At 30.1% G+C, this 23,422-nt stretch carries 24 protein-coding genes and 1 riboswitch; of the genes, 9 read left to right on the top strand and 15 right to left on the bottom strand.

Going from position 1 to position 23,422, the window contains the following annotated elements:
• The first annotated feature begins 45 nt into the window (after window positions 1-45).
• Window positions 46-1,128, top strand: coding sequence for a glycine cleavage system aminomethyltransferase GcvT (gene gcvT / locus ACQ629_RS01260; protein WP_483706153.1), 1,083 nt, complete (start codon window positions 46-48; stop codon window positions 1,126-1,128).
• Window positions 1,129-1,197: 69 nt separating this feature from the next.
• On the opposite strand, the gene ACQ629_RS01255 is transcribed toward gcvT, so the two are convergent.
• The 4 genes from ACQ629_RS01255 to ACQ629_RS01240 are packed head-to-tail and all read right to left on the bottom strand — an operon-like array spanning window position 1,198 to window position 5,490.
• Window positions 1,198-2,310: an efflux RND transporter periplasmic adaptor subunit gene (locus ACQ629_RS01255; protein ID WP_483706152.1), complete on the bottom strand. Its 1,113-nt coding sequence runs from the start codon at window positions 2,308-2,310 to the stop codon at window positions 1,198-1,200.
• Window positions 2,311-2,345: 35 nt separating this feature from the next.
• Window positions 2,346-3,566, bottom strand: a complete 1,221-nt coding sequence (locus ACQ629_RS01250; RefSeq protein WP_483706151.1) for an ABC transporter permease — start codon at window positions 3,564-3,566, stop codon at window positions 2,346-2,348.
• Between the two features lie 2 nt (window positions 3,567-3,568).
• Window positions 3,569-4,798, bottom strand: a complete 1,230-nt coding sequence (locus tag ACQ629_RS01245) for an ABC transporter permease (RefSeq protein WP_483706150.1) — start codon at window positions 4,796-4,798, stop codon at window positions 3,569-3,571.
• A gap of 2 nt (window positions 4,799-4,800) precedes the next feature.
• A complete protein-coding gene (locus tag ACQ629_RS01240) occupies window positions 4,801-5,490 on the bottom strand; it encodes an ABC transporter ATP-binding protein (RefSeq protein WP_483706149.1) in 690 nt (229 codons plus the stop codon).
• Between the two features lie 139 nt (window positions 5,491-5,629).
• Here ACQ629_RS01240 and ACQ629_RS01235 point away from each other — a divergent pair, with 139 nt between their 5' ends.
• Window positions 5,630-6,043 (top strand): thiol-disulfide oxidoreductase DCC family protein, encoded by a 414-nt coding sequence (locus ACQ629_RS01235; protein ID WP_483706148.1) that lies wholly within the window; start codon window positions 5,630-5,632, stop codon window positions 6,041-6,043.
• A gap of 124 nt (window positions 6,044-6,167) precedes the next feature.
• On the opposite strand, the gene ACQ629_RS01230 is transcribed toward ACQ629_RS01235, so the two are convergent.
• The 3 genes from ACQ629_RS01230 to ACQ629_RS01220 all read right to left on the bottom strand — a co-directional run bounded on the left by ACQ629_RS01230 (window position 6,168) and on the right by ACQ629_RS01220 (window position 10,296).
• Entirely contained in the window at window positions 6,168-7,238 is a 1,071-nt protein-coding gene (locus tag ACQ629_RS01230) for a YncE family protein (protein WP_483706147.1), read from the bottom strand.
• 4 nt (window positions 7,239-7,242) lie between these two features.
• Entirely contained in the window at window positions 7,243-9,114 is a 1,872-nt protein-coding gene (locus tag ACQ629_RS01225; protein ID WP_483706146.1) for a TonB-dependent receptor plug domain-containing protein, read from the bottom strand.
• Window positions 9,115-9,146: 32 nt separating this feature from the next.
• Window positions 9,147-9,345, bottom strand: a riboswitch (cobalamin riboswitch).
• Window positions 9,346-9,357: 12 nt separating this feature from the next.
• A complete protein-coding gene (locus ACQ629_RS01220) occupies window positions 9,358-10,296 on the bottom strand; it encodes an ABC transporter substrate-binding protein (protein WP_483706145.1) in 939 nt (312 codons plus the stop codon).
• Window positions 10,297-10,394: 98 nt separating this feature from the next.
• On the opposite strand from ACQ629_RS01220, the gene ACQ629_RS01215 reads away from it, so the two are divergent.
• From ACQ629_RS01215 to ACQ629_RS01185, 7 genes are all read left to right on the top strand, one after another.
• On the top strand, window positions 10,395-10,898 hold the full coding sequence (locus ACQ629_RS01215) for a bifunctional adenosylcobinamide kinase/adenosylcobinamide-phosphate guanylyltransferase (protein WP_483706144.1): 504 nt from the start codon (window positions 10,395-10,397) through the stop codon (window positions 10,896-10,898).
• A gap of 5 nt (window positions 10,899-10,903) precedes the next feature.
• A complete protein-coding gene (gene cobT, locus ACQ629_RS01210) occupies window positions 10,904-11,944 on the top strand; it encodes a nicotinate-nucleotide--dimethylbenzimidazole phosphoribosyltransferase (RefSeq protein WP_483706143.1) in 1,041 nt (346 codons plus the stop codon).
• 4 nt (window positions 11,945-11,948) lie between these two features.
• Complete coding sequence (locus ACQ629_RS01205) at window positions 11,949-12,716, top strand: adenosylcobinamide-GDP ribazoletransferase (RefSeq protein WP_483706142.1); 768 nt, start codon at window positions 11,949-11,951, stop codon at window positions 12,714-12,716.
• Window positions 12,701-13,228 (top strand): alpha-ribazole phosphatase, encoded by a 528-nt coding sequence (gene cobC, locus ACQ629_RS01200; protein WP_483706141.1) that lies wholly within the window; start codon window positions 12,701-12,703, stop codon window positions 13,226-13,228. Before ACQ629_RS01205 ends, cobC begins: the two co-directional genes overlap by 16 nt.
• 4 nt (window positions 13,229-13,232) lie before the next feature.
• Window positions 13,233-14,348 carry an ABC transporter substrate-binding protein gene (locus tag ACQ629_RS01195; RefSeq protein ID WP_483706140.1) on the top strand — a complete coding sequence of 372 codons (1,116 nt, stop codon included), beginning with the start codon at window positions 13,233-13,235 and terminating at the stop codon, window positions 14,346-14,348.
• Window positions 14,349-14,492: 144 nt separating this feature from the next.
• The gene (locus tag ACQ629_RS01190) at window positions 14,493-15,329 is read left to right on the top strand and encodes a LytR/AlgR family response regulator transcription factor (RefSeq protein WP_483706139.1); all 837 of its coding nucleotides are present in this window, start codon (window positions 14,493-14,495) and stop codon (window positions 15,327-15,329) included.
• 124 nt (window positions 15,330-15,453) lie between these two features.
• Complete coding sequence (locus tag ACQ629_RS01185; RefSeq protein WP_483706138.1) at window positions 15,454-16,116, top strand: lysostaphin resistance A-like protein; 663 nt, start codon at window positions 15,454-15,456, stop codon at window positions 16,114-16,116.
• 215 nt (window positions 16,117-16,331) lie between these two features.
• Here ACQ629_RS01185 and ACQ629_RS01180 read toward each other — a convergent pair whose 3' ends face one another.
• The 8 genes from ACQ629_RS01180 to ACQ629_RS01145 all read right to left on the bottom strand — a co-directional run bounded on the left by ACQ629_RS01180 (window position 16,332) and on the right by ACQ629_RS01145 (window position 23,345).
• Window positions 16,332-16,940 carry an alpha-ketoglutarate-dependent dioxygenase AlkB family protein gene (locus ACQ629_RS01180; protein ID WP_483706137.1) on the bottom strand — a complete coding sequence of 203 codons (609 nt, stop codon included), beginning with the start codon at window positions 16,938-16,940 and terminating at the stop codon, window positions 16,332-16,334.
• 87 nt (window positions 16,941-17,027) lie between these two features.
• Complete coding sequence (locus ACQ629_RS01175) at window positions 17,028-17,264, bottom strand: hypothetical protein (protein WP_483706136.1); 237 nt, start codon at window positions 17,262-17,264, stop codon at window positions 17,028-17,030.
• 89 nt (window positions 17,265-17,353) lie between these two features.
• Window positions 17,354-18,532 (bottom strand): hypothetical protein, encoded by a 1,179-nt coding sequence (locus tag ACQ629_RS01170; protein WP_483706135.1) that lies wholly within the window; start codon window positions 18,530-18,532, stop codon window positions 17,354-17,356.
• Between the two features lie 59 nt (window positions 18,533-18,591).
• On the bottom strand, window positions 18,592-21,042 hold the full coding sequence (locus tag ACQ629_RS01165) for a M1 family aminopeptidase (protein ID WP_483706134.1): 2,451 nt from the start codon (window positions 21,040-21,042) through the stop codon (window positions 18,592-18,594).
• 118 nt (window positions 21,043-21,160) lie between these two features.
• On the bottom strand, window positions 21,161-21,736 hold the full coding sequence (locus ACQ629_RS01160; protein ID WP_483706133.1) for a DUF4252 domain-containing protein: 576 nt from the start codon (window positions 21,734-21,736) through the stop codon (window positions 21,161-21,163).
• A gap of 74 nt (window positions 21,737-21,810) precedes the next feature.
• A complete protein-coding gene (locus ACQ629_RS01155; RefSeq protein ID WP_483706132.1) occupies window positions 21,811-22,335 on the bottom strand; it encodes a DUF4252 domain-containing protein in 525 nt (174 codons plus the stop codon).
• A gap of 43 nt (window positions 22,336-22,378) precedes the next feature.
• The gene (locus ACQ629_RS01150; RefSeq protein ID WP_483706131.1) at window positions 22,379-22,849 is read right to left on the bottom strand and encodes a hypothetical protein; all 471 of its coding nucleotides are present in this window, start codon (window positions 22,847-22,849) and stop codon (window positions 22,379-22,381) included.
• Window positions 22,836-23,345: an RNA polymerase sigma factor gene (locus ACQ629_RS01145; protein ID WP_483706130.1), complete on the bottom strand. Its 510-nt coding sequence runs from the start codon at window positions 23,343-23,345 to the stop codon at window positions 22,836-22,838. Before ACQ629_RS01145 ends, ACQ629_RS01150 begins: the two co-directional genes overlap by 14 nt.
• Between the last annotated feature and the right edge of the window lie 77 nt (window positions 23,346-23,422).

The following is a 23,422-nucleotide window of genomic DNA, read 5'->3' as shown; positions in this document are numbered from 1 at the left end:
ACATTTTTCAATACTTTTGGTTTCATTAAAACAAATCAATTTAAAATGAAAAATACTGCATTAACACATATTCACGAGGCTTTAGGAGCTAAATTAGTTCCGTTTGCTGGTTATAACATGCCTGTACAATACGAAGGTATAAATATAGAACACGAAACTGTTAGAAAAGGTGTGGGTGTTTTTGATGTAAGTCATATGGGAGAGTTTTTCTTAAAAGGAGAAAATGCCTTGGCTTTAATCCAGAAAATAGCGTCTAATGATGCCTCTAAATTAGTACCTGGAAAAGCGCAATATAGCTGTATGCCAAATGCTGATGGAGGAATTGTAGATGATTTAATCATTTATATGATTTCTGAAAATGAATATATGCTGGTTGTAAATGCCTCTAATATTGAAAAAGATTGGAACTGGATTTCTAAACACAACGATTTAAAAGTTGATATGGAAGATAGATCAGATGATTGGTCTTTATTAGCGATTCAAGGTCCAAAAGCCGTTGAAGCAATGCAATCGTTAACCTCTGTAAACTTATCTACTATTAAGTTTTACACTTTTGAAATTACTGATTTTGCAGGAATACCAGATGTAGTTGTATCTGCAACAGGTTATACAGGTTCTGGCGGATTTGAGATTTACGTTAAAAACAAAGATGTTGAACAACTTTGGAAAAAAGTTTTTGAAGCTGGTGCTAAATGGGATATTAAACCTATTGGTTTAGCGGCTCGTGATACTTTACGTTTAGAAATGGGATATTGTTTATACGGTAATGATATTGATGATACTACATCTCCTTTAGAAGCTGGTTTAGGTTGGATTACAAAGTTTACCAAAGACTTTGTAAATGCTGAAGCTTTAAAAGCACAAAAAGAAGCTGGTGTTACTAAAAAATTAGTAGCCTTTGAATTAACAGAACGTGGTGTGCCTCGTCATGATTATGAAATAGTTGATGCTGATGGAAACAATATTGGTAGAGTTACTTCTGGTACAATGAGTCCTTCTTTAGGAATAGGAATTGGGTTAGGATATGTAACCAAAGAGCTTTCTAAAGTAGATTCTGAAATTTTTATTCAGGTGCGTAAAAAACAAATCCCTGCAAAGGTGGTTAAATTACCTTTTTACAAAGGGTAATTTTTAAATATATAGCATAAAAAAGCAACTCAAATGAGTTGCTTTTTTACGTATAAGAACTAATTAATATTAATTATTTCTCTTTTTAGCTTCATCTTTAGAAACTTTATTCCATATTTTTATTTCATCGGTTGCTGTAACACCTTCTAAAATTTCAACATTTACTCCGTCAGACAATCCTAATTTAACATCTCTCTTTTCATATTCCTGATCACCAGTTTTAATTTCAACATATGGCTTCTCTGTTTTTCTGTCGAATTGTAATAATGCTTCTTTAATAGATAAAACACTGTCTCTTCTTGCTAAAACAATTTCAGCATTTGCACTATAACCCGCCCTAATAAAGTGAGAGTCATCTAAAGTTACATCTGCTTTAATTTTAAACTGAACAGCTCCTCCTTCATCTGTTCCTTTTGGAGCGATAAAGTTTAATACTGCTGGAAATTTTTTATCTTCAATAGCACCTAAAGCTACTTCAATTTTTGTTCCTTTTACTAATTTACCAACTTCTGATTCATCAACCTGACCTTCAAAAATCATTTTAGTCATATCTGCAATACGAGCAATCGTAGTACCGGCGTTAAAATCGTTCGTTTGTGTTACTTGATATCCTTTTTTAACAGGAATTTCAACAATCATACCATTAGTAGTAGCTCTAATACTTGTGTTAGCTGCACTTCCTAAACCTGATGTGGTACCTTTTTTAATGATATCCATATCTGATTGTGCATTTGCTAAGTTTTGTTTTGAATTGTTAAAACTTAATTCAGAATTTTCAAACTGCTGACGAGAAATTACTCCTTTGTTAAAAAGACTTTTGTCTCTGTCGAACTGATTTTTAGCGTTATTAAATGATAATTTCGCATTTTTAACAACACCATTTGCTCTGTTTAATGAGGCTACATTTGGTACTACCCTTACGGTTGCTATTAAATCACCAGCTTTTACAATCGCTCCTTCTACAACGGCAATTTTATCAATAATACCTGCTATTTGAGGTTTAATCTCAACCTCTTCTAAAGGAACTACTTTACCTGTAGCAACACTCTTTTTAACAATTGTTGCTTTAAAAGCTTTTTCTGTTTTATATTCTATTGGAGAAGCGCTGTTCTTCTTTCCAAACCATATTAACACTAGTACTAATGCTAACGCTATTCCGCCAAAGATGATTATTTTTTTCATTTTTATCTATTTATATTCTTGTTAATTGATTCTTTTTATTCTTCTCTTAATGCTTCAATTGGTTGTATAATTGTAGCCATGTATGCGGGTATAAACCCTATAAATGTACCAAGTATTATTAAAACTGCATATGCAATTAATACAATAGGTATATTCACTGTTGGGTTTGTTAATATATCAAAAGCATCTATTAGCATCAAAATTAATCCCCCTGCAATGATACCTAGTGATCCTGCTAATAAGGTTAAGAAAATTGATTCTAATATAATTTGTTGACGAATCATAATAGGTGTTGCACCTAATGCTCTTCGAATACCAATTTCTTTCGTACGCTCTTTAACTGTAATTAATAAAATATTACCAATAGCAAATACTCCTGCAATTAGCGTTGCAATACCCACGAACCAAGTTAAAAACTGCATTCCTGTTAAAAAACCTGTTACTTTGGCTATTTCTTTTCCTAAATTAAAGCCGTTAAAAGCCCTACTATCATCAGGGTGAATTTTGTGAATACTTTTTAATAATCCTTTTATATCAATTTCAACTTGCTCGATATCAAAACCTGCTTTACCGGTTACCATCATCCATTGAAACTTATTCCCTGAGTTATAAACTAAACGGAAAGTACTAAAGGGAATATGTACAGTGTTACCTCTCCCTCCTATTCTACCTGGTTTATATACTCCTATAACTTTATAACCAATATTGTTTACTTTTAAATAAGTACCTAAAGCTTCTTCATCCTTATCAAATAACTGCTCGTAAACATCGTCGCTAATTACACAAACTTTTTTGTTTTCGTTAATATCATTTTGATTGATAAAACGACCTTCAATTAAGTTTTTCTTCTGCACTTTATCTAATAGTGGATAATCTCCAAAAATAGTAAGGTTTGCTGTTTTTAATCCGTTTACGACCAAACCCCCGGTAGCGTTTCTTGGCACTACAAATTCTATTCCTTTAACTTCGGTTTTAATTTTTTCAACATCGCTTGTGGTTAGTTGTATTTGCCTACCTTCTTGAAAACCTTTAAAAGCTTTTGAAGTTCTACCACCAGCCATAAAAACACTGTTGGTTGCAAAATCACCAAACATACTGTTAAAACCGTTTTCAATTCCTTTGGCAGCTCCTAACAATCCTACTAAAAGTAAAATTCCCCAAAAGGCTCCAAAAATTGTAATTGCAGTTCTGGTTTTATTTTTACGAATACTTTCGTAAATTTCTTGCCATACATCTTTATCAAATAGAAATTTCATAATTAATCTGCTCTTAAGGCTACTATTGGTTTAATTTGTGCTGCTTTTTTTGCTGGTAAATAACCTGCAATCACTCCTGCTAATATCAATGTTATGGTTGCTCCTATTACTACAGGCTGTGATACACCTGGATTTAAAATAAAGTATTTTTCTAAACTTGGACCTACGAGTTCTAAAATACCAACTCCTATTACCAATCCTAAATAGCCAGCTAAAGCGGTTATTAAAATTGATTCTAACATAATCATCGTAATGATCGATTTTGGCTGTGCTCCTATGGCTTTTCTAATTCCTAATTCCTTAGTACGTTCTTTTACAACATATACCATAATATTACTAATACCTACAACGCCTGCTATTAAAGTTCCTAAACCGATTATTAAGATTAAAATACCCAAACCAACCATCATACTAGATACCTCTTTGTTATCCGATGCGTAATTATTTACTCTAATTCCTCTTTGATCGTTCGGATCTATTTCGTGTTTCTTCTTTAATTCACGAAGCATTTTGTTTCCAAACGCAATGGCTTCATCAATACTTAATTTAGGGTTGTATGTTAATCCGAAGTCACCAATATGGTCGTTATTACCATAAATTTGTTGCATGGTAGTAAATGGCATATAAATATAGCGCTCATCACTATCGCCCCCGGGATCAGAAAAAACACCGATGACTTTATACATAATTCCGCCGATATTTAACTGCTTACCAAAAGCACTTAATTGACCGAATAAATCTTTTTCAACCATACGGCCGATAACAATTACTTTAGATTTTTCTTTTAGATCTCTAAAATTTAAAAAACGTCCTTCTGTTACCTCTGCTGACTCTAATATATCATATTGTGGGTATACGCCTCTTATTGTATAATCATCTTCTTCTGTTTTATAAACAACTTTTGAGCCTCTTTGTATACGCGGACTTATCATTTGAATTTTATCAGAATATTCTTCTTTCAAAAACTCAAAATCATCATTTTTAAATTGAATTCTTCGTCCAACTTGATGTCCTTTGTAAGCTTTGGTTGTGCTGTTTGAACTGATGTAAATTGAATTGATAGCATCTTTTGCAAACTGATCTTTAAAGGTATTTTGAAGTCCGTTACCAATACCAAAAAGTAAGGTGAATAGTAAAATAGCAAAAGACACTGTAAAACCAGATAATATAGATCGTAGTTTGTTTTTACTTATGCTTTGAAATATTTCTCTCCAAGTATCTAAATCAAACATAATTAAATTGCTTTTGCTTTGGTGTATTCATCACTTATAATAACACCATCTTTTAAACGTACAATTCTGTTGGTTTGTTCGGCAACTTCTTCTTCATGTGTAATTACAAAAACAGTCATTCCTTCATCATTAATTTCTTGTAATAAACCCATTACAGAATCTGTAGTAGAAGAATCTAATGCTCCCGTTGGCTCATCTGCTAACACTACTTTTGGTTTCGTTACTAATGCTCTAGCGATTGCAACACGTTGTTTTTGACCACCCGAAAGTTCGTTTGGTAAATGGTGTGCCCAATCTTTTAAACCTACTTTATCAAGGTAGTTTAATGCTATTTCTAAACGTTCTTTTCTAGCAACTCCTTTGTAATATAAAGGCAAAGCAACATTTTCTAATGCTGTTTTGTACGATATTAAATTAAATGATTGAAAGATGAACCCCAAGAACTTATTACGTAGGATGGCTGCTTTTTTCTCATTTAAATTTTCAATTAATTCTCCGTTTAAATAATAATTACCTTCATCATGTGTATCTAATAAACCTACAATATTTAATAAAGTTGATTTCCCTGATCCAGAAGACCCCATAATCGAAACAAATTCACCTTCTTTAATATGTAAATCTAATCCTTTTAAAACATGAAGTGAATCTTTACCTATTGGATAGGATTTGTGTAGGTTTTCTATTCGAATCATAGTATTAGTTAATTGTTATATTAAAATAAAGGTTGTTTTACCCTAAAGCCTTTATTTACTTTATTACTAGACGCTTATTGTTTAATAATGTTACATTTTTTATTTATATTTTTGTAATAATCTAAATAAAAAGCATTAAATGATTGATTTACCAAAGGATAAGGAGATAATTTTATTTGACGGAATATGTAATTTTTGCAATAAAGCGGTGTTAAGAATTATTCGTTATGATAAAAAAAACAGCTTTGTGTTTGCTTCTATACAATCTGATATTGGAAAAAAAATAACAAATCACTTGGGTATAGATACTTTAAAAGTAGATACTATTATTTTATACGCACCAAATATTTCTTACGAGATTAAAGCTACTGCTGCTTTAAAAATTATGAATAAGTTTGGTGGTTTTTGGAAACTTACACAAGTTTTCTTATTTATACCTGAAGGCATACGAAATATAGTCTATGATTTCATCGCTAAAAATAGGTACCGTTGGTTTGGCAAGAAGGATGCATGTATGATTCCTTCTAAAAATATTAGCGACAAATTCTTATAAAAAAAATCCCACCAATTAAGGTAGGATTTTCTCTTCTTTTTCTTTTCACTATTTACTTTGCAATTCTCCCCTTTTTCTCTTTGTATCAATATTAAAAACTAGTTAATAGTTGGGGGGCTTCTATCTAGTTATTAAAATAAATTTTAGAAGCTCCTACGGGTGCTTCTACTGTTTTTATTTCTGCTTTATCACTTAAGTTGTATATTTTTAATTCGCTCACATCAGAAAATCTTGTACTTAAAGCATAAAACTTATTATCTTCTACTTCCATACCATAAAAAGAAGAATATCCAGTTTCAAATAAAGCAATTGTTAAAAATTCAGTGCTAGGTAAACTAGTATCTGAAGCATTCATTTTGAAAACTTTATTACTAATACTATAGTAAATGTCTCCGTTTTCGTATACCATTAAAGAAGGATGCGTTCCTTCGGTAAAACTTAACTCACTTACTTCTTTTGTATTAACATTAATTTTAGATATACTACTTGTAGTATCTCCTATAACATTCCAACTTGCATCATAAAGCACTGCTCCTTCACATAGAACAACTAAATTTCCTGAATTATCAAAAAACATTTCATCTGGATTATCATTTACTTCAATCTCTCCTACTTCATCTGTAGCTATATCTATTACCGAAATAACATTGTTAGTTCCAAATCCTCCTTTATGTGAAACATATAATTTTCCGTTTCTTTCTAAAATTCTTTCAGGACCACTACTTATAGCTATTTTTTTGATGAAGCTATAATCGTTCATATCATAAACAGCAACAAAAGCTCCTGTAGTTCCCCAATTTGTAACATAACCTTTGTTTTTTGCTACAGCCATGTATCTTGGTGCATCTAAGTTTTCTGTTAAAGTTCCTACTTTTTCAAAAGTAAACCTATCAACAGCCGTAATTGTATTTTGATTATCTACCACAATAAAAGCTCTGTCGTTATCAAAAGCCATTGACTGTAAATAAATTCCTAATTCACCGTTGTTAACTTTTTTATATATTAAACTTTCATTTATTATTAAATCATCTGAAACATAAGATATAGATCCTGTACCTGCTCCACTACCCTCACCACTTATTAAAATACCTTTGTCGTAATCTCCTTTTGGTAAATCTGGTGTATTATCTTCGCTACATGAAGTAAAAAGAATACCTCCCAAAGCTACAAGTGTAAGTAATTTATTAATTTTCATCATTTTAAAATTTATAGTTTATGTTTATATTAAAATTTCTATTTGGCATTGGTCTTCTAGGTTGCGTGATATACAATTTATTAAAAAGGTTATTCACCTTAAAACCAATAGACAATTGTTGTTTTTGTTGATTTAAAATTTTATAATCACCACCTATATTGGCTACAAAAAAATGCGGAATTGTAAAATTTTTAGAATTACTTTCAGTAGTAAAAGACATTCCCGTAAATAACTGCTGATAAAAAAAACTGAATTTTTTATACGAATACCCTAAACTTCCGTTTAAAAGATGTTTTGGTGTAAAAAGTAAAAAAGTATTCGTTTTTTTATTTTTAGCTTCCACATAACTATAATTAAAGTTAAGATTTACAAAATGCTGATTAAAATTATTATTATACGACAAGGTAAATTCTGCTCCTTTATTTTCTACTTCTGATACATTAATTGGCGACCAAACCCCTGGTCTGTCAGGATTACCATTCGGTATCCAAACTATTTTGTCTTTGGCAGCAATGTAAAAAATACCTACATCAGTTTTTATCTTACTATTTTTAAAACCAACACCAAACTCACCTTGCAATGCTGTTTCTGGTATTAAATTTAAGTTTCCTTGCCCAGGCCAATATAAATCGTTGTAAGTAGGAACTCTATAGTTTTTTGATCCATTTAGTCTTACAAAAGTATTTTTAAATGTATTTGCTTTAAGTCCGAATGCAAAACTGTAAGGAACATCATAATCTGAATTAAAGTCTTTTCTGATTTTGGCATCAAAAAATACTTTATTATAAATATTCTGATTATAAATTATAGATTGAGAGAATTGTTTTCTATTTTTTTCTTGTATTTCATCGGTACTTCCAAAAACAGTTTCATATTCTGAATAAGAACTTATTTTTGCTTTTATGGATGGTATTTTATATCCGAAGTTATAATTAATTAGATATCTTTTTGATTTACCAAAAGAATAATCATCAGAATTTTTATTATCAAAATACTGATATTCTTGTGTTAAGAATGCCACTTTTAATTCATGATTATAAATAGCAGTATTGTAATTATAACTTAATAAATTTCTATTATTAAAATCTTTATACTTTTCATTAGCACCTCTTGGGTCAGGTAATTCTCCCGAAAACAAACGTTGCCCTGAATAATTGGTACTATAAAATTTTAATTGCGAATAATCAGAAAATTTATAACCAAACCCAATACTTAAATTTAGGTTATCGTAGGCACCGTTGGCGTTTTTAAAATCGGTTCCTAACAATTTATAATCGTTTTCAGATTCGTTGTAAGAAACGCCAAATTTTAAAGCAATTTTCTTAGTTGACAGATTAAATTTATACAAGCTATTATAGGTACTAAAACTACCAATACTAGCTACAATCTGATTTTTAATAGTTCTTTTTTCTTTATATTTTAAATGATCATTTAAATGAATTGTTCCGCCAACTGCACCAGACCCATATTCTATACTTCCTCCACCACTTCTAATATCAATCGCATCAACTAAATTAACTGTTAATGAGTTAAAACCAGTTTGACCATTGTTTACCGAGTTAATATTTATACCATTCCATATAACTGCTGTGTTAGATGAACTTGTACCTCTAAAACTAGCAGAACTTGTTCCTCCTGCTCCGTATTCTCGAATATAAATTGGTGAATTGAATCGTAATAAAGAACTGAACGACTCTACATTTTTTGTAATAATAGAATCGTTTAATGTTTGTATTTTATAACCTTTAGAGTTTTTAACTAATTTTTTATCAGCAATAACAATAACCTCTTCTAGTATATTAGAAATGGGATCATTTTGAGCAAATGAGCAAAAAGCAACAATAAAAAAGAATGTAAAAAGTAGCTGTTTCTTCATAAATATCCTAAAAACCTTTATCCCGAAAGTTTGAATTAATTAAAATCTAGGCAGGTCTCCTGGCTTGCGTCTTGTAATTGGTCTTCCCATTTATAAATAAACAGTGACTTAAAGAGTAATTACAAGCTTTATAGCTTACAGTTGCGGGAACAGCTTTGGTATTTAACCAAATTCCCTTTTAATTTGATGTTAATTACTTTTAACATCAAAACCTTAAATTTTGCACAAATGTATGGTATTTATTTAAGAATCTAATACCAATAAATCATTATAGATAGAAAACTTATCTTTAAGTTTTTCTGACACTTTAAAAGAATCAGGATGTATCATTGCAGATAAACACTCAACACCATCAACCAAAGTACTGGCAGACGATTGCGTAAACATTGCAAAATCAGCAATAAATACTTTTTTATTTTTCACTGCTCTTAAAGAGTTCCATGCTGGTTTTTCTTCTAAAAAACGCATGTCTTCCATTGTTCTTTCTATACCATAACCACAAGGAGCTATAATTAATATTTCAGGATCGTATTTTACTATTTTATCCCAAGATATTACAATACTATCTCCTGACGGATGTGATAATAAATCAATACCACCAGCATAACCAATTTGATGAGGAATCCAATGACCACAATTAAATAAAGGATCAATCCATTCTAATAACATTACGCTTTTAGCTTCTAATCTATTAGCTCTTTGCGTATCTACAATTTTGTAAATACGTTCCTTAAGTTGCTTTACATAATTAACACCAATATCTTCTTTATTCATTGCTTTTGCAATGGTTAAAGCATTATTAAAAACATCTTCTAATGAGTTTGGCGTAATAGAAATTAACTCAGGAACTTTAGCTAGTTTATAGGCCGATTTTGCTACCGATTCGGTATCTATCTGGCAAACGTCACAAACATCTTGCGTAAAAATAATATCGGGCGCTATACTTTCTAAGGCAGGTTCATCAACATAGTATAATGTTCCACCTTCTGTCTTTGTTTTAGAAAAAATTGTATTAATTTCTTCACTCGTTAATGTTTGTCCTTCTAATTTATAACGCACTGCTACTTTTTTTTCTTCTAAAGCAATTGCAGGGCACTCAAATGTAACACCTTCTAAATATTCTTGTAATCCCATATCATAAATCATTTGGGTTACTGCGGGCATAAACGAGGAAACTTTCATATAAATTAGTTTGAACGGCTAAAATACATAGTTCTCTATTATTATTATCTTTTTCTAAAAAATCTTTCTAATCTTTGCTTTCAATTTATTTCTTTAATATGATGTATTATGTAACTGGCGGAGAACGCTCAGGAAAAAGTAGTTACGCACAACAATTAGCTGAGTCTTTATCTGATACTCCTTTTTATTTGGCTACTTCAAGAATTTGGGATGCTGATTTTAAAGACCGTGTAGACAGACATATTTCTGATAGAGATGAACGTTGGACAACTATTGAAGAAGAAAAAAACATTAGTACCGTAATTCCTAAAAAAGCAACCGTTGTTATTGACTGTGTTACTTTATGGCTTACCAATTTTTATGTTGATACTAAAAATGATGTACAACAAAGTTTAACATTGGCTAAAAATGAAATTGATAAATTGATTGAATTAGATGCAACAATTATCATTATTTCTAACGAAATAGGTATGGGCTTGCATGCCGATACTGAAATTGGTAGAAAATTTACAGAGTTACAAGGTTGGACAAACCAATACATTGCAAAAAAAGCTAACAAAGCCACTTTTATGGTTTCTGGTTTACCTTTAATTTTAAAATAAGATACATGTATTTTACTGATATAACACCACTCTCAACTGCTATTAAAGAAGCACTTCAAGATAAAATAGATTTTAAAACAAAACCTATAGGATCGTTAGGAGTTTTAGAAACGATTGCTTTGCAAATCGGTCAAATTCAAAACAGCCTCTCTCCTATTTTATCAAAACCTAGTATTGTTGTTTTTGCTGGAGATCATGGAATTGTAAATTCGAATCCTGTGAGTCCTTATCCGCAGGAAGTAACCCAACAAATGGTATTAAATTTTTTGAATAACGGAGCTGCTATTAATGCTTTTTGTAATCAAAATAATATTGATTTGACAATTGTTGATGCAGGTGTTAACGGTGATTTTGATAAAAACTCAAAATTAATAAATGCCAAAATAGCAAAAGGTACAAAAGATTATAGTGTTGAAAAAGCAATGACAACAAGCGATTGTTTGTTGGCTTTAGAAAAAGGAAAACAACTAGTTAAAAGCTTATTCAACCAAGGCACAAATATCATTGGTTTTGGTGAAATGGGTATTGGTAACACGTCATCTGCAGCTCTTTTAATGAGTCATTTTACAAATACTCCCATTGCAAATTGTGTTGGTAAAGGAACTGGTTTAAATGATGAAGGTGTTCTTAAAAAAGCCAAAATATTAAAAGAAGTAATTAATTTGCATCAAAAAAACATTAAAAAGCCTTTAGACGCCTTAGCTTCTTATGGCGGTTTTGAAATTGTAATGATGTGTGGTGCAATGTTAGAAGCCGCAACTTTAAAAATGACAATTTTAATTGATGGGTTTATTGTTACTGCTGCTTTATTAGCCGCGCAGGCTATTAATAAAAACGTAGTTGATTATTGTATTTTCTGCCATACCTCTGGCGAGCAAGGTCATGAAAAAATGCTGTCTTTTTTAAATGCAAAACCTTTATTAAATATCGGTTTACGTTTAGGCGAAGGTACCGGTAGCGCCATTGCTTTTCCTATTGTAAAAGCCGCTGTTAGTTTTTTAAATGAAATGGCAACTTTTAAAAGTGCTAATATATCTGAAGCTTAAAATTATGAAAAATAAAATCCATTATTTTTTAACCGCAGTTTTATTTTTTACCAGAATTCCTTGTCCAAAATGGGTAAATCATTCTCCTGAAATTTTAAATAAAAGTAGTCGCTATTTTTCATTAGTAGGTATTCTTATAGGTACAATTTCGGCAGTTGTTTTTTACGGAGCTTCTTTTATTTTTAATCCTTTAATCGCTATTATTTTAAGTTGTATTGCTTCTATTTGGACTACAGGTGCTTTTCATGAAGATGGTTTTGCTGATGTTTGCGATGGATTTGGTGGTGGTTGGACGAAAGAAAAAATATTAACCATCATGAAAGATTCTCGTTTAGGAACCTATGGCGTTGTGGGAATAATAGCCATATTATCCTTAAAAATAACGAGCTTAAACGAGTTACATAATAATTTAAACAACATTCCTCTAATACTTATTTCGGGGCATGCTATTAGCCGATTTATGGCAACTATTTTATTATATACGCATGAATATGTAAGAGATATTGATACCGCTAAAGTGAAACCTACAACGCAAAAAATGAGTACAAAAGCGTTGGTGATTTCTGGTTTTTTCGGAATAATACCTCTTATTTTCTTTCAAGATATTAGAGTTTTTGGAGTTTTAATTCCGTTGTTACTAATTTATTTATATATGAGCCGTTTATTTAAAAAATGGATTGGCGGGCAAACTGGCGATTGTGCTGGTGCCTTACAACAAGCTTCAGAAGTTATATTTTATTTATCATTACTTGCTATATGGAAATTATTTTAGTTAGACATACAACCCCCGATATTCAAAAAGGAATTTGCTATGGACAAGCTGATATTGGCGTTGCCAATACTTTTTTAAAAGAGTTACAACCTATTTTAAAAGAAGTTCCCGTGAATAATACTGAAACTATTTATTATTCGAGTCCGCTGCAACGTTGCAAATTATTAGCAGAACAACTTTCTGAGACCATTATTTATGATGACCGCTTAAAAGAACTCGATTTTGGAGATTGGGAACTTAAAAAATGGAACGATATTAACAAACAAGAACTAGATATTTGGATGAATGACTTTGTGAATATTGCTGCTACTAATGGCGAATCTTACATCGATTTACATACCAGAACAGTTCAGTTTTTAAAAGAACTTAAAAAATTAAATAAAGAACGCATTGTTATTGTTACTCACGCAGGTGTTATTAGAAGTTTATGGTCCTACATAAATAAAGGTTCTTTAGAAAACTCTTTCGATTTAAAACTCAATTACGGACATATTATAAAATTTACACTTTAACCAAATGAAACATTATTTATTACTTATTCTCGTTGCTCTTTTTTTTATTCAATGTAAAAGTTCAGAAAAAAAAGATACTCAAAAATTAGTTACAACTCAAAGCCCGATTAAATATGCTAAAGGTTTTGATATTGTTTCTGAAAATGGCATAAAAAAATTAATCATTAAAAAAGTATTTCAAAACTCTACAAAGCAGTTTGAATTTACACTTACTAATAAAACAGATATTGCTAAAAACGAAATTAAAGTTCCGGTAAATACGTTAGTAGTTACAAGCACAACGCACATACCAATGTTAGAGCTTTTAAATAGCGAAAATAAATTAGTTGGTTTTCCTCATGCTAAATATATTTCTTCAGAAAAAACTAGAAAAAGAATTGAAGAAGGTAAAATAGTTGAACTAGGGTCTGAACAAGATATGAATACTGAAAAACTAATGGATTTACAACCTGAACTGGTTGTTGGTTTTTCATTACACCCCAATAGTAAATTATATGGAAATATAAAAAAAGCAGGAATACCTGTTATTTTTAATGGCGAATGGCTTGAAGAAACTCCGTTAGGAAGAGCAGAATGGATTAAGTTTTTTGGAGCACTTCTTAACAAAGAAAAAGAAGCTGACAGTGTTTTTAATAGTATTGAAAAAGGATATTTAGAAGCTACAGAAATAGCTAAAAAAAGCACAGAATCACCAACCGTTTTATCTGGTAGCATGTTTAAAGATGTGTGGAATGTACCTGGCGGCGATAGTTTTATTGCTACATTTTTTAAAGATGCTCATTTAAACTATTTTTGGAAAGAAACAAAAGGAACTGGTAGTTTACAATTAAGTTTTGAAAGTGTTTTAGATAAAGGAAAAAAAGCTGATTATTGGATAGGTTGTGGTTTGTACGAAACAAAAGAACAAATAGTAACGGCTAACAAACATTATAAAGAGTTTGACGCTTTACATGCTGATAATATTTACACTATTGGTACTAAAAAAGGAAAAACAGGCGGACTTATTTATTTTGAGCTAGCCCCTATTAGACCTGATTTAGTATTAAAAGATATGATAAAAATTACCAACCCTAAAGCATTACCTAACTATAAATTAACCTTTTTCGAAAAAATGAAATAAGTTTGGTTTGATTCTTAATGCAAAATCTGATAACTTCCCTAAATGCTGATATAAATCATTAAAACGGAATCATATCATTGAAGTTAGCGCTAATAAAAGTGTTCTAACCCAAACATGTCCCAACAAAAAAAGAGTTTCTAATTCATGAGTACTACACAACCCAACAAAAATAACGTAAAAATATTATGGCGTACATTTATCGGTAGTACAACATGGCGTTGGCTTCAAAAAGCAATTGTATTAACAATTTTCTCTTTAGCTGTAAACCATTTAGCAACGCGAGAGAATTTTCTTGGTAGTGAATCGTATAGATTCCCCATAGAAGGTTTTCTATCAACTATTATTTTATGTGTTCTCATTGGAATTATAGCGGATATCAATTTTAAATTTTACAAGAAGAAACACTTCTCTAAAAAGGTAGAAATTGTCTCAATTATCTGGTTTTTGGCTTCTACGCTGGGATATGTTACAATCATGTATATTCCTATAAACCTTATTATAGGTGAAATTACAGGTGGACAAGTTGAGTTTTATTATTTAATAATTGGTTTGCTTATTACTTTATTATTGAGTTTTAGTCTCATAGGTGTATTATATGCACAAGACCTATACGATTTATATAAGATATCTTTAAAAGAGGCTGAAATTACTATTGAAAGCGGTACGAAAATAAAGAAACTAACTTATCAAAATATTGCAGGCTTTTACAGTGAAAACAAAATTGTATATACTGTTCAGAATGATGGTACTACAATTAACACCGATTTTACACTAAATGAGCTCGATGAAAAAATAAATGATCAATTATTTTTTAGAGTCAATCGGCAAATTATTATTCACAAAGATGCGGTAGAGCAAATTGAAAAGATTGAAAATGGTAAGTTACGTATTCACTTAAAAGCATCCATTAAAAACGATACTATTACTCAAATCAATATCAGTCGTTACAAGCGAAAAGCATTTATGAATTGGTTTCAATAAAAGACTACAAAAATTACCGACTATTCAGTTATAATTTACAACCATTCAGTAAAAAAATTGGTATTTAAAGAGGTTTTCAGTGATTTTGTTCATTATTTCGTTTAGAATTTAAAATCAAAAAACAATGAACAAGATTAACTTACGACAAACATTAATTCCATTAATAACCATTGCAATCATCTTTTTTATATGGTTTGGACCAATCAGAATAAATTACATAGAAAACATCATAATTTCTATATTAATCATTATAGCTAATTATATAGAATACAAAGGAAAACCATTTTCCGCACTTGGATTTCAACATAAAAAATTCACTTTTAAGAACATCTTCGTACTTGCTCCATTAGTTGCGCTAGGACTCTTTTCTTTTTATGTCTTTGTATTAGTTCCAGGAGTTACAAAACTTACAGGAGTCCCTATAGATTATTCAAGTTTTGAGGAATTGAGAGGAAATCTTCCTGCCTGTTTAATTGCTTTATTAATAGTATGGGCTACTGCAGGGTTTGGAGAAGAAATTATATTTCGTGGTTATTTTATGCAACAATTTGTAAAATTCTTTGGAAAAACTAAAATCAGTATTGCACTTAATATCATTTTACTTGCCTGCTTCTTTGGCTTTATGCACAGCTATCAAGGAATTACAGGACAAATTGTTGCAGGAACTGTTGGAGGCCTCTTAGCACTGATATTCTACTTACGTACGTACGATTTGTGGTTTGTTATTGCAGTACACGGTTTTTTTGATACCCTTGCCTTAGTTTGTATTTACTTTGGTTTAGCATAGCGATACTTAGTAATAACAACTTAATTATATAATAAAAAGGGACCTTCTTTTTGTACTCGTTACGGACTAAATATCTAAGAAAAAAAATAGTTTAGCACTTAGTCTACAAAACCATAGTAGCTAACAATGGCTATAAGAATAGGGAAGAAACTGCTTAATTGCAAGCTCACTACCTTTAACTCTATTAGTTTCTATAGCCAAGCCGTTAGCTAAACCTATTTATCAATAGTTCTAAAAGTTAAATTAATTCGTGGGCGGTATATTTTTTTTGTTGGTGGCAAACGGTGTAACCAATGCGTTTGTGTTTCATCTTTCATCACCAATAATGAACCATGTTCTAACACTTTATAAACCGTTTCTTTGGTTTCTTTATGTTTAAAACCAAACTTGCGCTCGGCTCCTAAGCTTAAAGAAGCAATAGCGCCTTGTTCTTTTAAATCCTTTTCACCATCACTATGCCAAGCCATTCCTTCAGATCCGTCGTGGTATAAATTTAATAAGCAAGAATTGTAGGTTTCGTTTGTTTCATTTTCTATCAATTCTTTTAATTCTAACAATTCTTTCGTAAAAAGCAATGCCGTTTTTGTACTGTTTGAATAAGAGTATTCAAAATGTTTTTCGCCATACCAAGCTACCTTTCTTTTTGTGAAAATTTGTTTTCCGAATATAATAGCTTCATCATTTTTCCATTCTATAGTATTTAATAGAGCATTATAATAAGTATCCGCTTTTACGTTAGATAAAACTATTCCGTAGTAATTTACTGTTCCATCTTTGGGAAGTAAATTTTGAGGTGAATCGTTAAATTGTGAGAATAAATCCATCGATTATAAAAATAAAAAACTCCTGCTTAAAGCAGGAGTTTTTTGGTGAATATCTATTTTTTTATTTAAGAACCTTGTTCTGTTTCCTTAAATTCCACCACCACTTCCTCCTCCTAAACCATCACAATTTCCAAAAAAATCACCATGAGCTAAATGAGCTTTTAATGCATTTTTACTAATGGTTATTGTATGAACATTACTTGGATTTCCTGGAGGAATATGACAAATAGTAATTTTTTTGTTTTTTGATTCTAATATAGTTCCATCTGAAGGCACTGAGCCTAACATTAAAGTAAAACCAATAATTAAAAGTGTAATTTTCATAATAAATAGTATTAGGGATGAGCTGTAAACTTAAACAAATTAAATTAATTACAAGAATAACAGCCTCAATATTATATTATTACAAAAAATTAATTTCTAAATTTATTCTTTGTAATAATATTTTTGAGTCTTTCTTTTAAGTCTCTTCCAGTATCATAAACCATTTGTTCATTTGAAGGAAAATCTACCGATTTAAGTTTTGTTAAACTAAGAAAAGAGGTATCTAAAGCTCTTCTATCACCATCATAATTAGCATAACTATGTTCAAAAATAAATTCGCTTTCAATAGGAAAACTCTCTATTAATTGATCGGTTGAATTATTATAAAACTTAACAACGCCCATCACTTTGCTACTTTTAGATTGGGTAAAACGATACAATTGGCATCTAATCTTCTTAAATTTATCTACCTTAATTTTATTTCCTAAACTATCTTTAACATAAACACCTTTATTATTTTTTAAATATTTAAAGCCGTCTTTTAGCTGTTTTTCTTTTATAATTTCTTTTTCATGAACCTGTTCAGGAGAAATATCAATTCTTCTGAGGTTTAACTCTAAATCAAAATCGTACTTAATTTGTTTGTTTTTTCTTGAGTGATACACCGTCCATAAATCATTTAAACCATAAGTATCCATCGCTAACAAATCATTTTCTAGCCTTCTTGGTATTATTTGATTAGTTTCATTACTTACGGATAAAAAAACATAATCGGTTCCTTTAACATGCGCTTCTTCAAGTAGTTTTCTTGTATTTTTATAATTCGAATTAATCTTATCTAAATGCTTTAACTGATTATAAGATTTTCTATAATTCATTTTATTCTGTGTTCCTTTTTTTAAAGAAGCAACTCCACTTTTATATAAATAATTAGAATATTTTTCTTTCGTTTGAAGAATATCATTATCATAATTCGTGAATTTAAAATTCACGTTTTTTAAAGGTAACAACGGTTTTATCTTCTCTTGCCTGTTATTTAAACGATAATATAAATCGTAAATAGTTTTTAAGTTTTCAGGATTGTTTTCTTTTTCTAAAAAAGAAATTTTTGACAAATCTCTATCACTTGCTTTTTTAAATGCATTATGAAGCATTACAACATATGGCTGATTTTTTTCTTTAAACTTATTTTTAGCTAAGTTTTTAACAGATAAAGATATTGCCTTATCATAATTGCCTGTATTTATTGCTTTTTCAGTCGTTTTAATACTACTGCAAGAAATTGTTACAAAGAATATAAAAGTTAATAGTAGGGTAATTTTTTTCATAAGTTTCAGTTTCGTTAGAGTAGACAATTATAATGCCAATATATTTATTTTTAATCTATTTACTCTAGTAATTTTGCCATTGCAATTTTAACAATTTCAATGTTTTTATTTTTATTCGGCTGGTTTTCTGTTTTTTGTTTTTGTACTACTTGGCGTAACAAGTTTATACCTACTTTATCAAAATTATATTGCTTGTATTGAATTCCTTTCGAAACAATATCATCTGCTAAGTTTTTAATAGCTGCGGTATTATTACTTTTGGCTATTTTCTCGTATGCTTTTTTATACAAGGTTTGTATTTTTTTATTTTGACTTAAGTACATACCCGACATTACATTGCTTGCTATAAAGGTTAGCTCATCATCATCATTTTCTTCTAAATAAATACGTGTTAAAGGTGTTGCAATAATCTTTTTTACTGCATCAGGTAAAGTTTTAGATTTTGCAATAGCCAACGTTTTATCTACATAATACATTCCTACTAACGACTTTCCTAAAACAGCATATGACTTACTTGTTAAACCTTTCTCAAAAACCGATTTTAACTCAGGATCTGTCAATTTACCTAAGGTTTCTATAGCTGCTGCTTGTACAAGTGTTTTAGAATCGTTGTTTGCAATTTGCTTTATTGCTTCTATTTCTCTTTTTTTAGAATTCTTGTTTACCAAATTGATGTTTTCTAAGGCTAAGATTCTAATTTTATAAAACTCATCATTCATTGCATTGGCAACCGCATCAAAAGCTTTTGTTTCGTCTTGCTGCCTTTTTGCTATTTCTAACAAAGCTTCTTTTTTATGCATATAACTGTCTGCATATTTTAATTGATGAATATAATCACTCAATATTTTATTTTCAATTACGTCACATAGCAAAACACCGTTAGCATTTACCTGAATTAAATCTGGTTGTTTTGTAAACGGAAAAGTAAAAGATACTTCTTTACTTTCTACAAAAATATTATATCTTGTAGGTTTACTACCTTCAAAAATATCTATAGCAAAAGGAAATTTAAATTCGTTTTCCTGATTTTGAATAATGTTTACGGTAACCGTTTTTCTTAACTTATTAAAATCATAAGATATTTCTAACTGCGGATGCCCACTATTAAAATACCATTGATTAAAAAACCAATTTAAATCCTTTCCGCTTACTTCTTCAAAAGCTAATCGTAATTTATGCGCTTCTCCTGTACCGTATTTATTTGTAATTAAATAGTTGTTTAAACCTGCATAAAAAGCGTCATCTCCTAAATAATTTCGCAACATATGTAAAATTGCGCCACCTTTGTTATAACTAACCGCATCAAACATATCTTCTTTATCTTGGTAGTTAAAACGCACTAAATGTTTATTAAAATTTTGTCCGTTTTTATACCCTTCAACATCTTCTAACAAATGAGCATCTGCATCGTTTTTCCCATACTTATATTCACGCCATAAATATTCACTATAATTTGCAAAACTTTCATTTACCGTTAAATTACTCCAACTTTCTGCAGTTACTAAATCTCCAAACCAATGATGAAAAGCTTCGTGAGCAATTGTATTTTCTTGTATGTTTTCATCAATTAATTGCCCTGGCATTTGATACGCTTTTTCACCGTGAATTACGGCTGTAGTATTTTCCATCGCGCCACTTACGTAATCACGACCTACAATTTGAGCATATTTATTCCAAGGATATTCTATTCCAGTAATTTTAGAGAAAAATGCTAACATTTCTGGCGTTTTACCAAAAATATCTTTTGCATAAGGGGCATATTCTTTTTCTACATAATAATTTACAGGAATATTCTTATAGGTGTCTTTAACAACCTCAAACTCTCCTACTCCCATAAAAAATAAATACGGGGCATGTTTTTGTGTAAAATTCCAATAATCGGTTCTTGTACCGTTTGTATTAGTCGTTTGGTTTTCTAACTTACCGTTAGAAAGCGTTACGTATTTAGTAGGAACAGTAATATAAATTTCTTGTGATGTTTTCTGATTAGGAGAATCTATTGTTGGAAACCAGCAACTACTTGCTTCAGTTTCTCCTTGTGTCCAAACTTGTGTTGGTTTATTTTTATCCAACCTTGTTGGATTAATAAAATACAATCCTTTAGCTGATGTAATGGCAGCACTTCCTTTTTGTTGTACTTTTTCTGGGCGTGCAGTATATTTTATATAAAGAGTAAACTCTTCATTTCGCTTGTATGTACGAGGCAAATCGATAATCAAATTAAAATTATCATAATTGTATTCTAATGCTTTAGCGTTCATTGTTATTTCATGAATAATCATCGCTTTAGCATCTAAAGTTATCTTATCCGTTTCATAAAAATGAGGTTTTACTGTTAACCATGCTTCCCCATTTAACTCTTGCTCTTTAAAGTTAAAATCAACCTTTAATTTTGTGTGAATTAAATCGTGAATTTTATCTTTTTCTCCTCTATATGTATTACCTGATTGAGAAAACAATGCTAGTGTAAAAAAAGCAACTATAAGGGTAAGGAGTTTTTGAAACTTCATAAAATATTTTCGTTTAAACATCAAAAATAAGAAAATCTATTGGGAGGCTTGTTAATGACTAGTTAAAAAGAAAAAGCCATCAATAAATTGATGGCTTTTATTCTGAAACTTCTGTTGATTACTCTTCAGTAACTTGTTTTTGTTTTTTCATTGGTATATTATCACCTAAAAGAGATTTAAATTTACCTAAATCTAAATTCCCTTCGTCTACTTTTGCATTCTCCATCATTTGCATAATCTTACCTGGGTTCATATTATCACCTAAAATACGCGCAATACCTACTCCCATTTCTTTACCATAACCAAAAACAATAATTTCATCAATTGCATCTGTTTCTCCTGAATAATAGATTGTAGCATGCATACCATCTTTTTTAAAGTTGATTAACTTTTTATAATCAGAGCTTTTTAATATATTTTTTAACTTTCCTTTTTCTTCTTCATACGTTGCTTCATCAGTATCTTTATAAGGTAAACCTGTTAAGTTTACTTTACGAATACTTTCAAATGCTTTTTTATCTTCTTCGGATGCTTTATCCATACTTAACTGTAGTATACTCGCTGGAACATCTAAGGATATAAATCCTTTTTTATCTTGACTGTCTACTAAATAACTTTGTAATGAAGCTTCCTTTTTACATGAAATTGTTACAAATGATAATACTAATAATGAATATATAAATAATTTTTTCATTTTGAAGTTTGTTTTTAAATGGATTAAAAAATAGGGTTAAAAGTTTATCTCTTAACCCTATTTTAAAGAAAGTATTACTTACTACTAACTTTAACTTTATTATCTTTTGCAAATGTTTCTGCTAATTTCGACATTTTATTAATATCGATAGTTCCTGTTAAAGACACAATTACCGATTCTGGCCCTCCTTTTTTAGAGCCTTTATCCTTTACAAACATTAAAACTTCACTAACAAAATCTTTGTTTTTTGTTGTTTTAACGTAAATTTTCACTCTAGAATCTTTGTCTTTAATACGCATTAATTCAGTTAAGTTACTTTTACTTACGGCAGATTTTACCATGTTTTCCATTTGCGAAGCAACACTAGCATTTTCTGTTGTAAATATTTTTAACTCATTTAACTCTTTTATCATATTAAAAACTTCAACAGCTTCATTATCTCCAGAACCTACATTGAATTTTGATAACATTTCAAAAGCGTCTTTGTTTACAACTACTGATGAAACATCGTCTATATCTTCTAACTTATCAAAAATTGATTGTCCGAAACTTAAGTTTACTGTGAATACGAATGCGAATATTATAATTATATTTTTCATGATTATCTTATTTATTAAGTACTTGGTTTTACTTTTTTTGTTATTAATTTACTGTGTTTATTACTTTATTTACTGTTTTCTCGTAAGTGTTTAAGTATTGTAAAGCATCAGTTCCTTTGTTTAAGTTGTTTGAAACCGCATATAATGCGTCGTTTCCTTTGTTTAAATTGACTGAAAGTAGTTGCAACGCTTCTGTTACTTGCGCAAACTTTTTTCTTTGCTGATGTTCTTGGTACTTTTCATTGCCTACAAATACACTAAATAGTAAGACTACTGACGCTGCTACCGGTAACCATTTCCAGTTCTTCTTAGGTTTCTCAGGTTTTAACTGAATGGTTTTGGTAAAGGTTTCGTCTTTACTTTGTTTAAAATAACCAAATAACATACTGTACTCTTGCAAATGCGGCGCCACGTTAGGCGACGTAAAATACTCTTGTAGTATTTTCTCTTCTTGCAAAGTAGTTTCTGCGTTTAGGTATTTTTCTACTAATTTATCTATGTTAGCTAACTCCATAGTTGTGTTTTTTTATTAATTCTTCTCTAATTGTCTTTCTTGCTCTCGATAAGGCTACTCTAACAGCAGTTGGTTTCATCTCTACCATTTTACATATCTCATCAAAATCATATTGCTCTATATCTCTTAATTGAATAATTGTTTTTTGTTGTTCTGGCAATTTATCAATCAATTTGTGTACTAAACTTACACTATCATTATATTCTACTTTCTTATCTAAAGACGTATCTTTTTCCTTATAATTACTATGAACCAATGTTAAATTACTTGCCTGTTTCGATTTTAAACGATCGTAACAATAATTTTTTGTCATTGTCATTGCAAATGCTTCTACATTTTTATAGTCTGACAGTTTCTCTTTGTTTCTCCATAATTTAAAAAACAGTTCTTGTGTAGCATCTTCAGCTTCTTCTCTAGAAACTAAAAGTCTTTTTGCTAAACGAAAGACCTTGTCTTTAAATGGTAGCACAACTTTTAAAAAGTCTGATTGATTCATTGTTTAGTTAGTTAGTTTTGTAAACTTAGTATTAAAACACCGTCTTAACTATCAGGTTTACATAACTACGACGAGGT

The sequence above is a fragment of the Tenacibaculum sp. SM2510 genome (genome assembly GCF_057002845.1).
This window is presented reverse-complemented; position numbering and strand designations above follow the sequence as displayed.